Source organism: Samsonia erythrinae (genome assembly GCF_004342665.1).
Lineage (GTDB): Bacteria > Pseudomonadota > Gammaproteobacteria > Enterobacterales > Enterobacteriaceae > Samsonia > Samsonia erythrinae.
Genome location: NZ_SMBY01000006.1, coordinates 222,355 through 236,464, shown reverse-complemented (window position 1 = coordinate 236,464; position 14,110 = coordinate 222,355). Strand labels below are relative to the sequence as shown.

Genomic DNA, 14,110 nt, shown 5'->3' with positions numbered 1-14,110 from the left:
GTCGGCCTGAACGGCGCGATTGTGGGGATGACAAGCTTTGGCGAATCAGCGCCGGCAGAACAGCTGTTTGAAGCGTTCGGCTTTACGGTAGACAATGTGGTCGCGAAGGCTCAGGCATTGCTGAAGTAACAGTGCCGCGTTAACGTCGTCCTGATGTATGCAACCGCTGGCTAACGCCGGCGGTTTTTTTTACGTTTCCTGCTGGATTCGCTCCGTAGACAGTGGGCGTTTTTTATGACGCAAGTCACTCTTCTGGCGTATGCCCGATGAGAATATTTCTTTTGCCTGTTAATTCGTTTATGCTGGCTGAAGCGTTTCAGTTATTGCTTTGGCGCGTTTTACAGAGGGTTCTCTGGGGTATATTCTATCGGCTGCTATACCGGTGATAACACAAAGGAACGCCATGACAATCCGTATTGCAATAAACGGTTTTGGTCGAATCGGCCGCAGTGTTTTACGTGCGTTGTATGAATCCGGTCGCCGAGCCGAAATTAGCGTTGTCGCCATTAATGAACTGGCGAGTGCGGAAGGCATGGCGCACCTGCTCAAATATGATTCCAGCCATGGCCGTTTTGCGTGGGATGTACGTCAGGAATGCGATCAGCTTTATGTCGGAGATGACTGCATCCGGTTGCTGCATCAGGCTGCGGTTCAGTCGTTGCCCTGGCGGGAACTCGGTGTGGATATTGTACTGGATTGCAGTGGCGTATACGGTAGCCGGGAAGATGGCGTGGCTCATCTGGCCGCTGGCGCGAAGAAAGTGCTCTTTTCTCACCCGGGAACGACGGATTTGGACGCGACGGTCGTGTTTGGTGTGAACCACCATCAGTTGGAAAGCGGACATCGCATTGTTTCCAATGCATCTTGTACGACCAACTGCATTATTCCGATTATCAAGCTGTTGGATGATGCTTTTGGCATTGAGAATGGTACGGTAACGACGATCCACTCATCAATGAACGATCAGCCGGTGATCGACGCATATCACCATGACCTGCGGCGAACGCGCGCGGCCAGTCAGTCGATCATCCCAGTGGATACCAAGCTGGCGGCGGGGATCACCCGCGTATTTCCACAGTTTGTCGATCGTTTTGAGGCGATATCGGTGCGGGTGCCGACGATTAACGTGACGGCAATTGACCTGAGCGTCAGCGTCAGGAAAGCCGTAAACGTGAATGAAATTAATGCATTATTGCAAAAATCAGCGCATGAGTCGTTTCGTGGTATAGTTGATTATACCGAGTTGCCGCTAGTGTCGGCTGATTTTAACCACGATCCGCACAGTGCTATTGTTGATGGCACACAGACACGGGTCAGTGGTCAGCATCTGATTAAAACATTGGTCTGGTGCGATAACGAATGGGGCTTTGCCAACCGGATGTTGGATACAACACGCGCGATGGCAGCCTGCGGTTTCTAGTACGACGATGGCGATCGGGGTCGCCGTCTCGCTCAAGCAACTTTAAAAGAGAATCAACAAGAGGATTCACCATGTCTGTAATTAAGATGACCGATCTGGATCTGGCTGGCAAACGCGTTCTTATTCGTGCGGATCTGAATGTGCCGGTAAAAGAAGGTAAAGTGACGTCTGATGCGCGCATTCGTGCCTCCCTACCGACCATCGAAACCGCGCTGAAACAAGGGGCTCGCGTCATGGTCACTTCCCATCTGGGACGCCCGACTGAAGGTGAGTACAATGAAGAGTTTTCTCTGCTGCCTGTTGTTAACTATCTGAAAGATAAACTCTCTTCGCCTGTACGTCTGGCCAAAGATTATCTGGACGGCGTTGACGTTGCTGAGGGTGAGCTGGTTGTGCTGGAAAACGTCCGCTTTAATAAAGGCGAAAAGAAAGACGACGAAGTGCTGTCCAAAAAATATGCGGCGCTGTGTGATGTGTTCGTGATGGACGCATTTGGTACGGCTCACCGTGCGCAGGCTTCTACGCACGGCGTGGGTAAATTTGCGCCTATCGCCTGCGCCGGCCCGCTGTTGTCCGGTGAACTGGAAGCGTTAGGTAAAGCGCTGAGCAAGCCAGAGCGCCCGATGGTTGCTATCGTTGGCGGCTCTAAAGTGTCTACCAAATTGACCGTATTGGATTCCCTGTCGAAAATCGCTGATCAGCTCATTGTGGGCGGCGGTATTGCGAACACCTTTGTGGCAGCACAAGGTCACAACGTCGGCAAATCCCTGTACGAAGCCGATCTGATCCCTGAAGCGAAAAAACTGCTGGACGCTTGCGACATCCCCGTACCGAGCGATGTGCGCGTGGCGTCAGAATTCTCTGAAACTGCAACGGCGACGCTGAAGTCCGTTACGGAAATTAAAGATGAAGAGCAGATTCTGGATCTGGGCGATGTGTCCGCCGATCGTCTGGCAGAAATTCTGAAGAACGCCAAGACCATTCTGTGGAATGGCCCGGTTGGCGTCTTTGAATTCCCTAACTTCCGCAAAGGGACCGAAACGATCGCACAGGCGATTGCCGATAGCGATGCTTTCTCTATTGCAGGTGGCGGCGACACGCTGGCGGCGATCGATCTGTTTGGTATCGCCGATAAAATCTCCTACATTTCTACCGGTGGCGGCGCATTCCTGGAATTTGTCGAAGGGAAAAAATTGCCGGCGGTGGTTATGCTGGAAGAACGCGCTAAGCAGTAATTAATTAAGGGAAGGGCGCTTTTCCCTTTCCTCCGGTTGCTCCGGGCATGCGGTGGTGATGCCTGTCTCGGCGCAACTTGTCGATTAAACATCGATTTCTCTAACCCTCCACGGCCAACGAAACGGGACACGTGACATGTCTAAAATTTTTGATTTCGTAAAACCCGGTGTCATCACTGGTGATGACGTTCAGAAAGTTTTCGCAGTAGCAAAAGAAAACCAATTCGCCTTGCCGGCAGTGAACTGCGTCGGTACCGACTCAATCAATGCTGTGCTGGAAGCCGCAGCCAAAGTGCGTGCGCCGGTCATCGTTCAGTTCTCTAACGGCGGCGCCGCATTCATCGCAGGTAAAGGTCTGAAAGCGGAAGGTCAGCAGGCGGCAATTTTGGGCGCAATTTCCGGCGCGCATCACGTGCATCAAATGGCCGAGCACTATGGCGTGCCGGTGATTCTGCATACTGACCACTGTGCGAAGAAACTGCTGCCGTGGATTGATGGCCTGCTGGACGCAGGTGAAAAACACTTCGCGGCCACTGGCAAACCGCTGTTCTCTTCTCACATGATCGACCTGTCTGAAGAATCTCTGGAAGAGAACATCGAAATTTGTTCTAAGTATCTGGCGCGTATGGCCAAAATCGACATGACGCTGGAAATCGAGCTGGGCTGCACCGGCGGCGAAGAAGATGGTGTGGATAACAGCCACATGGACGCTTCAGCGCTGTACACCCAGCCGGAAGACGTTGACTACGCGTACACCAAACTGAATGCCATTAGCCCGCGCTTCACTATCGCGGCCTCTTTCGGCAACGTACACGGCGTGTATAAACCGGGTAATGTGAAGCTGACGCCGACGATCCTGCGTGATTCTCAAGACTATGTTTCCAAAAAACATGGCCTGCCGCACAACAGTCTGGATTTTGTCTTCCACGGCGGCTCCGGTTCTTCCGCTCAGGAGATCAAAGACTCCGTGAGCTACGGCGTAGTGAAAATGAACATCGATACTGATACCCAGTGGGCAACCTGGGAAGGTATCCTGAAATACTACAAAGATAACGAAGCGTATCTGCAAGGCCAATTGGGTAACCCGAAAGGCGCCGATCAGCCGAACAAGAAATACTATGACCCGCGTGTGTGGCTGCGTTCCGCTCAGGCGAGCATGGTTACGCGTCTGGAACAGGCTTTCAAAGAGCTGAACGCCGTTGACGTACTGTAAGTAAGAAATAGAACCGATTTCTATGCGAAGGCTCCTGCGGGAGCCTTTATTTTTCAGGCGTTGTTATTTTTCTCTGGCAGGAAAGCGCTATTCGGACCGTTATGATGCCGTGTTGAATACCGTTAGCGGGTGTTGCGATTTTACCGGTGGACGTTATGCTTTCTCAATGGTTAAAAAACAGGAGCATTTAAATGGAAGAATTTAATACCGGTCTGGAGCAGGCCGGGAACTGGGTTGCCACACATCAGAACTTACTCTTACAGTATGCCGTCAATATTGTTGCCGCATTGGTGATACTTATTGCGGGGGTTGTTATTGCCCGGCTTGTTTCCGGTACCATCAATAAGCTGATGATTAGCCGTTCTATTGACTCAACGGTGGCGGATTTTCTGTCCGCGCTGGTGCGCTACGGGATTATCGCGTTTACGCTGATCGCGGTATTGAGCCGGATTGGCGTGCAGACGGCCTCAGTGATTGCCGTGTTGGGGGCCGCGGGTCTGGCCGTCGGTCTGGCGTTGCAGGGCTCATTAGCCAACTTTGCCGCCGGCGTACTGCTGGTGATCTTCCGGCCTTTTCGTACCGGCGAATGGGTCGATCTGGGCGGCGTGTCCGGCACCGTGATACAGGTACAGATCTTTTCGACGACGCTGCGCACGGCTGACGGCAAAATCATCGTCGTGCCGAACGGTAAGATCATCGCCGACAATATTATCAACAGCTCGCGTGAGCCTGACCGCCGCACTGAGATCATCGTCGGTGTGGCCTACGATGCCGATATCGACGTGGTGAAAAAGCTGCTGGGAGATATTGTTGCTGCGGACAATCGCATTCAGCACAACAAGGGCGTGACGATCCGTCTGAACGAAATGGCGGCGTCATCGCTGAATTTTGTGGTGTGGGTGTGGACGACCAACGGCGATGCACCTGTGGTGTACTGGGATCTGCTGGAGCGTTTCAAACGCGCGTTGGATGAACACCGTATTGGCATTCCTTATCCGCAGATGGATGTGCATCTGCATAACGTTCAATCGGCTAAACAGCCGGAATAAATTCCCGCCATACATCGTTGCTTATGCGCTATGTCGATATTGGCATAGCGCATACGCTGCCAGCTTTCTTCCTCAGAACGCGTGTTTTCAACGATGTGACATTCATTTTTCTAATGAATAATTAGAATCTTCAATTTCCCTTATTTCACCCGCCTTCCTACACTCCCCCGGCACGACAGTAAACAACAGTGGAGAACGGTATGTGGGCAGTGTATTTACAGGGTGCTCTGTTGGGAGCGGCGATGATCCTGCCGTTGGGCCCGCAGAATGCGTTTGTGATGAATCAGGGCGTCCGCCGTCAGTATCACCTGATGGTGGCGCTGCTGTGTGCGCTTAGCGATATGGTGTTGATCTCAGCGGGCATTTTTGGTGGCAGTATGTTGCTCAGCCAATCATCGCTTATGCTCGGGCTGGTCACTTGGGGAGGCGTCGCGTTTCTACTCTGGTTTGGCTGGGGAGCGATGAAAACAGCCTTCAGCAAAAATATCACGCTGGCCAGTACCGAGGTCATGAAACAAAGTCGCTGGCGGATCGTTGCCACCCTGCTGGCGGTGACCTGGCTGAATCTTCACGTCTATCTGGATACGTTTGTCGTGCTGGGGAGTTTGGGGAGCCAGTTTAGCGATGAGGCCCGAGGCTGGTTTGCTTTGGGAACGATTACCGCCTCTTTTGTCTGGTTTTTTTCGCTGGCGCTATTCTCTGCCTGGCTAGCGCCGTGGCTGAATACGCCGCGGGTACAGCGGGTCATTAATGCTGTTGTCGGCGTGGTCATGTGGGGAATCGCCTTACAGCTGGCGCGCCAGGGTTGGCAATAAATGACATTGCCTTACGCTACGTTTCAGAAATTCACCTATATTGTGTGGAGTCGGTAATGCATTATGTTATGGGTAAAAGATATCCCTATATCTTTCATTCTGGAATATGCGGTCTGACGTAGAAAAATCTGCCGGTCGTATACGTGGCGAAACGTAAGTTAAGGAGAGAGTGTGAAGCGAGGTATGATGAGGCTAAACGCGCTGGCGCTGGTTGCCGTGATGGGGCTTGGCGGGATGTCGATGGCCGCGCAGGCTGCGGAATTGCCGGATGGCCCGCACGTCGTGACGTCAGGAACATCCAGCGTTGATGCGACGCCGGATATTGCGCGTTTGGCGATTGAGGTCAATGTGTCATCGAAAGACGCGGCGGAAGCGAAAAAGCAGGTTGATGCTCGTGTTGCACAATACATTGATTTTCTTTATAAAAATGGCATTGAGAAAAAAGATATCGACGCCGCGAATTTACGTACGCAACCAGAATATGACTATCTGAAAACCGGCGGTTCGGTGTTGAAAGGCTATCGGGCGGTGCGTCAGGTGGAAGTGACGCTGCGTCAATTAGACAAACTGAATGAACTGCTGGATGGTGCGCTGAAATCGGGTCTGAATGAGATTCGCTCGGTGGAATTAGGCGTTGCCAACCCGGATGTCTACCGTGATGAAGCGCGCAAGAAAGCCATTGAACAAGCGACGCAACAGGCTGAGGCGTTGGCGCAGGGCTTTAAGGCAACGCTGGGGCCGATTTACAGCATTCGCTACCATGTCGCCAACTATCAGCCGATGCCTATCGCGCGGATGTTTAAAACGGCAGATGCAGCGACGCAAAACGAAGTGGCGCAAACCTACGAACAACAAACGATCCACTTCGACGATCAGGTTGATGTGGTATTTGAATTACAGCGCGCGCCGTGATGGCCGACTGAATGTGGTGATGATGTCAACGGGCCAGTCTGAACAGGCCCGTTGGCGTTATGACTGTCTCAATACCTGATGACCGTGTGTGAGCAGGGCATCCGTCACTTTCCTCATCATCCGGCTTTCCGGCGCGAATCGGTGCCAGTAGAGCATGCGACGCTGAAATAATCCCGGCGTTAAATCGATGAGCTCGTGATTAGCGAGCTCTTTCTCGATTTGTAAGTGTGGGATCATACAGCAGGTGGTGCCCTGACGCGCCAATTGCACAAAAGCTTCCGATGAATTCACAATGTGGCAAGGAACGCTGCCGGGGGATAAATCAAAATTCTGCTGTAAAAAAGCCTGATGCATATCATCCAGATGGTCGAACGCGACGGCAGGGGCGCGTAGCAGCGCCGAGCGGGTCACGCCATTGGGAAAGTAACGATCGGCGAAGGTAGGAGACGCCACAAACAGATAGTCCAGCGCGCCCAGCTTATCGACCAGACAACTGGGTAGCGGCTGAGGCTGAATACTCACCGCGCCGACCACTTCGCCCCGGCGCAGCCTCTCCTGCGTGCGTGTTTCATCTTCAACCTGTAAATTGAGACGAATAGGCGAATCCGCCAGTACCGGCTTTAGCGCCGGCAGCAGCCAGGTCGCCAGACTGTCGGCGTTGACCGCCAGCGATAGCAGCAGCGGAATGTCGCTGTTCGTTTCATTCCCTAACCATTCTTCTTCCAGCAATTCCACCTGATGAAGCAGCGCCAGCAGTTTCTGCCCTTGCTCCGTCGGACGAGGCGGGATCGTTCTGACGAGCAGCGGCTGGCCAAACAGATTTTCCAACTGTTTGATGCGCTGAGAAACGGCTGATTGAGTAATACATAACTTTTGGGCGGCGCGCTCAAAACCACGTTCACGGATGACGGCATCCAGAGCCTGAAGCGTGCGATAGTCCGGGCGTTTCATAAAAGTCAAAATCCCCTGAATGAGTCTGTTTTGTTTTCACTATGCCACATTTTTCGGGTTTATCTTGAAGAAATCTTATTCTGCGATGGTGCGCGGTTCCTTTTACTGGCGCGGGTGAAATTACGATTCAGAATGGCGAGACCGCTATCATACGGAGGACATTGAGTGAATTCGCACGATTTTTCCGGCGTGCCTGTTCTATAATACGCACACGTTTTCGTATCTCGATTTTACAGGCTTAAAGCAGACTATGACGCAAGATGAACTGAAAAAAGCAGTGGGATGGGCGGCGCTTGATTACGTTCGCCCGGACACCATTGTCGGCGTGGGTACCGGCTCGACGGCCGCCCACTTTATTGATGCATTGGGTTCAATAAAACACCAAATCAAAGGCGCGGTTTCCAGTTCGGACGCCTCAACGGAGAAACTGAAAAGCCTGGGTATCCCGGTTTTTGACGCCAACGAGGTTGATTCTCTGGATGTTTATGTGGACGGTGCGGATGAAATTAACGGGCATATGCAGATGATCAAAGGTGGAGGCGCGGCGCTGACCCGAGAGAAGATCATTTCGGCCATCTCGCGTCAGTTTATCTGTATTGTTGATGCCTCGAAGCTGGTCGATGTTCTGGGCAAATTTCCGCTGCCGGTTGAGGTGATCCCGATGGCGCGGGCTTATGTCGCCCGGGAATTGGTGAAGCTGGGCGGACAGCCGGTCTATCGTCAGGGCGTGGTGACGGATAACGGTAACGTCATTCTCGATGTGCACAACCTGAACATTATGGATGCGGTGGCGATTGAAAACCATATTAACGGTATTGCGGGCGTCGTGACCGTTGGGCTGTTCGCCAACCGCGGGGCTGATGTCGCGTTAGTCGGCACGGCTGATGGCGTAAAAACCATTGTTAAATGAGTGCATCTTCATTCCGGCGCGGTGACGCCGCGTCAAAAATTTTTTAGCTAAAAAACCATTTAGTTAACGGCTCATTTTTGGTACTTAATATCACATTTTCTTATTTTGTTTGTCGTCGATATGGCGATGTTCCTCTTTGGCAATATTTTTTGCCATAAATTAGTCGAGCTTCCCAGTGGGCTAATTGCGGCGAAGCAATCGTTTGTATTGCTGACGGCGTAATTTTTGTTATGTTGGCAAGAACTGTCTAGCACACTTTCGCATTTGAAGTCTGAAAATAAGGTCGGGAAATGGCAAAGGTATCATTGGAAAAAGATAAGATTAAATTTCTGTTAGTGGAAGGCGTACACCAGAGCGCGTTGGATAACCTGCGTGCAGCCGGTTACACCAATATCGAGTTCCACAAAGGCGCGCTGGATCCAGACGCGTTGAAAGCGTCTATCCGCGATGCGCATTTTGTGGGCATTCGCTCGCGTACCCATCTGACGGAAGAGATTTTTGCCGCGGCGGAAAAACTGATTGCCGTCGGCTGTTTCTGCATCGGGACGAATCAGGTTGAGCTGGCGTCGGCGACAAAACGTGGTATTCCGGTCTTTAATGCGCCTTTTTCCAATACCCGATCCGTGGCAGAAATGGTGATCGGCGAAATGTTGCTGATGCTGCGCGGTATCCCGGCGGCGAACGCCAAAGCTCACCTCGGCATTTGGCATAAACAGGCTGTCGGCTCGTTTGAGGCTCGCGGTAAAAAGCTGGGGATCATCGGTTACGGTCACATCGGTACGCAATTGGGTATTCTGGCTGAAAGCCTGGGTATGCACGTTTATTTCTATGATATTGAGAGCAAATTACCGTTGGGTAATGCCCAGCAGGTACGCCATCTGTCTGATTTGCTGAATATGAGCGATGTGGTGAGCCTGCACGTGCCGGAAAACGAGAGCACGCAGAATATGATTGGCACGGAAGAACTGGCGCTGATGAAACCGGGCTCTATTCTGATTAACGCCGCGCGTGGCACGGTGGTTGATATTCCCGCGTTATGTGACGCGTTGAGCCGCAAGCATCTGTCCGGGGCCGCCATCGACGTATTCCCACAGGAGCCGGCGACGAACACCGATCCGTTCCTTTCGCCGCTCTGCGAGTTTGACAACGTATTGCTCACGCCGCATATCGGCGGTTCCACGCAGGAAGCGCAGGAAAACATCGGTGATGAAGTGGCTGGAAAACTGGCTAAGTATTCAGACAACGGCTCTACGTTGTCTGCGGTAAACTTCCCGGAAGTTTCCCTGCCTGTTCATAGCGCACGCGCCAGTCGGCTGCTGCACATTCACGAAAATCGTCCGGGGATCATTACTCAGATTAACCAGATCTTTGCTGAACAGGGCATTAATATTGCCGCACAGTATTTGCAAACAACCCCTGAAATTGGCTACGTGGTGATTGACGTCGAAACCGACGGCGCGCAAACGGCACTGCAACTGATGAAAGCGATTCCCGGCACCATTCGTGCCCGTCTGTTGTTTTGATGTGGGATCATCAGCCAGCCCCGAAAGGGGCTGGCTGCGCCGTCAGAGCGCGATAACGACCTTGCCGCGCATATGTCCTTCCAGCACCTTATCATGAGCCTGTTTCAGCGTTTCCACCGTTAACCCGTGCAGCGTCGCGCTGGCGGTTCCCTGAAGTTTTCCTGCATCAACCAACTGTGCGATTTCGTGCAGAATGTCTCCCTGTACCGCGATGTCCGGTGTGGTGAACATGCTGCGGGTAAACATGAATTCCCAGTGCAGCGCTGCGCTTTTGAGTTTCAGCGCCGTTTGGTCAAGCGGTTTTTTGTTTTCCACGATGGTACAGATTTGCCCCAGCGGCGCGATCAGTTTGCTGATGGACTCCCAGTGCCCGTCGGTGTCGTTGAGGCAGAAAATATAATCGACCTGTCTGATGCCTTCTTTTTCCAGTTCCTCCACCAGATTGCGGTAATCCACAACCCGATGCGCGCCGCGCTGGCGGCACCATTCAGCCGACTCCGGCTGAGAGGCGGTCGCGATGATGTGAACCGGGCTGCGCAAGGCCGCTAATGAGATGGCGAGGGAACCAACGCCGCCTGCGCCGCCGATAATCAGTAACGTTTTTTCCTCACTGGCATGCTGTATTTTCAGATGTTCGAACAGGCCTTCCCATGCCGTCAATGCCGTCAACGGCAGCGCGGCGGCGGCGGCCCAATCTAAAGACACGGGTTTGCGTGCGACGATGCGTGAGTCAATCAACTGGTGTGTACTGTTGCTGCCGGCGCGCGTGATGTCGCCGGCGTACCAGACTTCATCGCCGACCTGAATGTTGTTAACGGCGCGGCCCGTTTTCAGCACGATGCCACTGGCATCCCAGCCGAGAATACGCGGCTGTTGCAACCCATTCTGACGCAGCCCGGCGTGGACCTTGGTATCGACCGGATTAACGGAAATGGCTTTCACCTCAACGAGCAGATCGTATTCGCCCGGTTCAGGGATGTCCTGTGAAATGGCGATGAAGTTCTCTGGAGAATGTGGGTCAACAGCGATGGCATGAGCGTTCATGGTTTGTTCCTTACTATTTCAGAATGCAGTTTTGTAAATAAGACACGGTTCCAGTGAATAGAACAAAGTGTAGAACACCGGGATAGGGCTGATAAGATGGACAATAAATAATTCAGTGTTCGTCTGAGGTGAACAATTATGTTTAAACAATGGCAGGATATGGCGCTGTTTGCGCTGGTGGCCGAGTGTGGCAGTTTCACACAGGCGGCGCGAAAAGCCGGGCTGGCAAAGTCCAGTCTGAGCCTGCGCATCAGCCAGCTTGAACAGCGGATCGGCCTGCGCTTGCTTAATCGCACCACGCGTCAGCTGAACCTGACGTTTGCCGGCGAGCGTTATCTGATCCACTGTCGCGAAATGCTGCAAGCCAGCGAGCGAGCCGATCTGGCCGTGCAGCATCTGCGCGACAGCCCCAGTGGACGGCTGCGCATCACCAGCCCAGCGGGATTGGGTGCCACGTTGCTGGCGCGACTGACCGCCGAGTTTCAGCAGCGTTTTCCAGCAGTATCGTTGGACGTTTTGATTTCAGACGACAGGGTCGATCTGGTTCAGGAGGGGTTTGATGTCGCTTTTCGTACCGGCAAACCTGACGACTCTTCGCTCGTTGGACGTGCGCTAGGGCTGACTCCCCGCTATTTGTTAGCCTCGCCGGATTATCTGGCCCGATACCCGGCGTTATGCCATCCTCAGCAGTTACAACAACACCGCTGTATTGCCCATCATGCCTGGACGGAGTGGCTACTACATCGCGGCTCGGCGCTGTACCGTTGGCTACTGCCCGAAGCGCACATCACCGATAATCTGCTTTATGCCCGCGAGTGCGCCATCGCGGGGGCAGGGATTACGCTATTGCCGGATTTTCTCTGTCAGGATGAGATGGTTTCTGGCGCATTGGTCCGGGTCTTACCGGAATGGCAAGCTGAAGCCAATGAGCTTTATCTGGTGTATCCCAGCCGCAAGCTCAATTCTCCCGCGCTGGCATGCTTCATCGATTTTGTTTTGCAGCATCTGGCGTCGAATAAAGATTCAACCCGTCTGAATAGGGAGAACGACGCTGGTGCTGCGCGCCATTAATTTCATTTATTTTTATTCTCGTTAAATTTTATTGAAACGTGATTTCTATCAGATTATTTTAAGTGTGTCTTGGATTGAACGTGCCGATAACCTTCTGGGTTCTTTTTGGCTTTTTATGAAAGAGATGTTCTGCGTGGCGCGGTTGTCACGTTGATATCGGGGCTCTGTCAACCGACAAGGACAGGGATAGTGTTATACCAGTGATGGTGAAAATAGGAATTCAATCGATGTTTGTTCATGAACGGAAACTTGGTTATATCCATAACATAAATCTTATTCCGTTATTTATTACTCTTTTTTCAGTTATCCTGATTTTATTCGCGCTTTCTATTGGTACCGCCAGTTATTTTTTAAAACAAAGTAATGATTCTCTCGATCGGGCTAACCAACTGTCTGATATTCGTGCTGGCATTAGCAGCAGCCTTGACCAACTACGGGTGGTCAGACTGCTGCTCATTCAGGCTGGCGCGGCGAGCCGTATTAACGATCGTGAGGTGTTCAACGCCGCTTACACGGAGGCGGCTACCCGCATCAACAGTTCACAAAAGCGTCTCGATGAATATCTCGCTCGCGCAGACAGGCGGGAGAGCGAAAATGCGCTGGATGAAGACATCCTCAAGGCTTATGTCAACTACCGCGATAACGCGATTCTTACCATGCAAAAAGCCGCGAAGGACGGTGGGTTTGAAGACATTATTACACTGGAAAACTCGCTGGCGCGCACGCTGGATGAAGCGTTCAGCATCCCTGTACGTAAGAAAGTCAGTGAATTGACAAAAGCCGCGCAGGCTATCAATCAGTGGGCGGAGGAGAACGCTAAGCTGGGTAACGGGATGATGGCGGGCTCGTTTGTCTTATCAATGATTATGGCATTGATGGCTTATATTATGGTGCGCAATGTCATTATCTCGCCCACCAACCAACTGGTTGAACGTATCCAGAAGATTGCGACGGGGGATCTGACGCCGCCCCCTATGCCGATGGGGCGCAATGAGATCGGTATTCTGGGCGCGAATATCCAGAATATGCAGGCAGAACTCACCAATACGGTCAGCATCGTGCGGGAAGGGGCGGACTCGATCTATCAGGGGGCGTCAGAAATTGCGGCGGGTAACGTCGATCTCTCTTCGCGCACCGAGCAACAGGCGAGTGCGCTGGAGGAAACGGCGGCGAGCATGGAACAACTAACCGCGACGGTGAAACAAAATTCAGACAATGCCCATCACGCCAGCCAGTTGGCGAAAAATGCCTCTGGTAAAGCCGAGAAAGGCGGGCAGATTGTGAAAAACGTGGTGGAGACTATGCGGGATATTTCCACCAGTTCACAACGCATTTCTGAGATCACCACCGTCATCAACAGCATTGCTTTCCAGACCAATATCCTGGCGCTTAACGCGGCGGTTGAAGCGGCGCGGGCAGGGGAGCAAGGGCGTGGTTTCGCCGTTGTCGCGGGCGAAGTTCGCAATCTGGCGCAGCGTAGTGCGCAGGCGGCGAAAGAGATCGAAACGCTGATTGGTGAATCCGGCAGGCTGGTCGATACCGGAGCAGGGCTGGTGTCACAGGCGGGGCTCACCATGGATGAAATTGTGCGGGCGGTGATTAGCGTCACCGACATTATGGGGGAAATTGACTCGGCCTCTGACGAACAGAGCCGGGGGATCGGGCAGGTGGGTCAGGCGGTATCCGAAATGGATAGCGCAACGCAGCAAAATGCGGCGCTGGTGCAGGAAGCCTCGGCAGCGGCTGTGTCACTTGAAGAGCAGGCGGCGCGTTTGACGCAGGCGGTCGCGGTATTTAAGTTGTCCGGCGCGGTTGAGCAACGAAATGTACAGCAGCGGAAAGTCATGCCGCAACCGTGTTTGGCCCCCGTGATGGCAGTTGCCGCCGTCGGCGGTAAAGGGCGCGACAATCAGAATTGGGAAACCTTCTGATTGCACTGACAAGCGTTATCGGAAAGAAAAATGGCC

13 protein-coding genes are annotated in these 14,110 nt (G+C 52.8%); 11 read left to right on the top strand and 2 right to left on the bottom strand.

Annotated elements, in window-relative coordinates; genetic code table 11:
• The 7 genes from EDC54_RS18065 to EDC54_RS11770 form a co-directional block, all read left to right on the top strand.
• Window positions 1-129: transketolase-like TK C-terminal-containing protein (locus tag EDC54_RS18065; RefSeq protein ID WP_230514508.1), on the top strand; the 129-nt coding region annotated here is incomplete at its 5' end.
• 274 nt (window positions 130-403) lie between these two features.
• Entirely contained in the window at window positions 404-1,420 is a 1,017-nt protein-coding gene (epd, locus tag EDC54_RS11795) for an erythrose-4-phosphate dehydrogenase (RefSeq protein ID WP_132456392.1), read from the top strand.
• 71 nt (window positions 1,421-1,491) lie between these two features.
• A complete protein-coding gene (gene pgk / locus EDC54_RS11790) occupies window positions 1,492-2,655 on the top strand; it encodes a phosphoglycerate kinase (protein ID WP_132456390.1) in 1,164 nt (387 codons plus the stop codon).
• A 136-nt stretch (window positions 2,656-2,791) separates the two neighbouring features.
• The gene (gene fbaA / locus EDC54_RS11785) at window positions 2,792-3,868 is read left to right on the top strand and encodes a class II fructose-bisphosphate aldolase (protein WP_132456388.1); all 1,077 of its coding nucleotides are present in this window, start codon (window positions 2,792-2,794) and stop codon (window positions 3,866-3,868) included.
• 191 nt (window positions 3,869-4,059) lie between these two features.
• Complete coding sequence (gene mscS, locus EDC54_RS11780) at window positions 4,060-4,917, top strand: small-conductance mechanosensitive channel MscS (protein ID WP_132456386.1); 858 nt, start codon at window positions 4,060-4,062, stop codon at window positions 4,915-4,917.
• A gap of 200 nt (window positions 4,918-5,117) precedes the next feature.
• Entirely contained in the window at window positions 5,118-5,732 is a 615-nt protein-coding gene (argO, locus tag EDC54_RS11775) for an arginine exporter ArgO (protein WP_132456384.1), read from the top strand.
• Between the two features lie 186 nt (window positions 5,733-5,918).
• A complete protein-coding gene (locus tag EDC54_RS11770; protein ID WP_132456419.1) occupies window positions 5,919-6,644 on the top strand; it encodes an oxidative stress defense protein in 726 nt (241 codons plus the stop codon).
• A 57-nt stretch (window positions 6,645-6,701) separates the two neighbouring features.
• On the opposite strand, the gene EDC54_RS11765 is transcribed toward EDC54_RS11770, so the two are convergent.
• Window positions 6,702-7,595, bottom strand: a complete 894-nt coding sequence (locus EDC54_RS11765; RefSeq protein WP_132456382.1) for a LysR family transcriptional regulator ArgP — start codon at window positions 7,593-7,595, stop codon at window positions 6,702-6,704.
• Window positions 7,596-7,845: 250 nt separating this feature from the next.
• On the opposite strand from EDC54_RS11765, the gene rpiA reads away from it, so the two are divergent.
• Window positions 7,846-8,505, top strand: coding sequence for a ribose-5-phosphate isomerase RpiA (gene rpiA / locus EDC54_RS11760; RefSeq protein ID WP_132456380.1), 660 nt, complete (start codon window positions 7,846-7,848; stop codon window positions 8,503-8,505).
• Window positions 8,506-8,795: 290 nt separating this feature from the next.
• The gene (gene serA, locus EDC54_RS11755) at window positions 8,796-10,028 is read left to right on the top strand and encodes a phosphoglycerate dehydrogenase (RefSeq protein WP_132456378.1); all 1,233 of its coding nucleotides are present in this window, start codon (window positions 8,796-8,798) and stop codon (window positions 10,026-10,028) included.
• A gap of 42 nt (window positions 10,029-10,070) precedes the next feature.
• Here the strand turns inward: serA and EDC54_RS11750 are convergent, their stop codons facing one another.
• Window positions 10,071-11,072, bottom strand: coding sequence for a zinc-binding alcohol dehydrogenase family protein (locus tag EDC54_RS11750; protein WP_132456376.1), 1,002 nt, complete (start codon window positions 11,070-11,072; stop codon window positions 10,071-10,073).
• Window positions 11,073-11,210: 138 nt separating this feature from the next.
• Between EDC54_RS11750 and EDC54_RS11745 the strand changes: the two genes are divergently transcribed.
• Both EDC54_RS11745 and EDC54_RS11740 read left to right on the top strand, forming a co-directional pair.
• A complete protein-coding gene (locus tag EDC54_RS11745; protein ID WP_132456374.1) occupies window positions 11,211-12,143 on the top strand; it encodes a LysR family transcriptional regulator in 933 nt (310 codons plus the stop codon).
• A 227-nt stretch (window positions 12,144-12,370) separates the two neighbouring features.
• Window positions 12,371-14,074, top strand: a complete 1,704-nt coding sequence (locus EDC54_RS11740) for a methyl-accepting chemotaxis protein (RefSeq protein ID WP_132456372.1) — start codon at window positions 12,371-12,373, stop codon at window positions 14,072-14,074.
• Window positions 14,075-14,110 lie beyond the last annotated feature (36 nt).

Bases quoted from the DNA above. Each gene is read 5' to 3' on its own strand.
- EDC54_RS11770 (WP_132456419.1), top strand. From the start codon at position 5,919: ATGAGGCTAAACGCGCTGGCGCTGGTTGCCGTGATGGGGCTTGGCGGG.
- fbaA (WP_132456388.1), top strand. From the start codon at position 2,792: ATGTCTAAAATTTTTGATTTCGTAAAACCCGGTGTCATCACTGGTGAT.
- EDC54_RS11750 (WP_132456376.1), bottom strand. From the start codon at position 11,072: ATGAACGCTCATGCCATCGCTGTTGACCCACATTCTCCAGAGAACTTC.
- pgk (WP_132456390.1), top strand. From the start codon at position 1,492: ATGTCTGTAATTAAGATGACCGATCTGGATCTGGCTGGCAAACGCGTT.
- EDC54_RS11765 (WP_132456382.1), bottom strand. From the start codon at position 7,595: ATGAAACGCCCGGACTATCGCACGCTTCAGGCTCTGGATGCCGTCATC.
- rpiA (WP_132456380.1), top strand. From the start codon at position 7,846: ATGACGCAAGATGAACTGAAAAAAGCAGTGGGATGGGCGGCGCTTGAT.
- mscS (WP_132456386.1), top strand. From the start codon at position 4,060: ATGGAAGAATTTAATACCGGTCTGGAGCAGGCCGGGAACTGGGTTGCC.
- EDC54_RS11740 (WP_132456372.1), top strand. From the start codon at position 12,371: ATGTTTGTTCATGAACGGAAACTTGGTTATATCCATAACATAAATCTT.
- argO (WP_132456384.1), top strand. From the start codon at position 5,118: ATGTGGGCAGTGTATTTACAGGGTGCTCTGTTGGGAGCGGCGATGATC.
- EDC54_RS11745 (WP_132456374.1), top strand. From the start codon at position 11,211: ATGTTTAAACAATGGCAGGATATGGCGCTGTTTGCGCTGGTGGCCGAG.
- serA (WP_132456378.1), top strand. From the start codon at position 8,796: ATGGCAAAGGTATCATTGGAAAAAGATAAGATTAAATTTCTGTTAGTG.
- epd (WP_132456392.1), top strand. From the start codon at position 404: ATGACAATCCGTATTGCAATAAACGGTTTTGGTCGAATCGGCCGCAGT.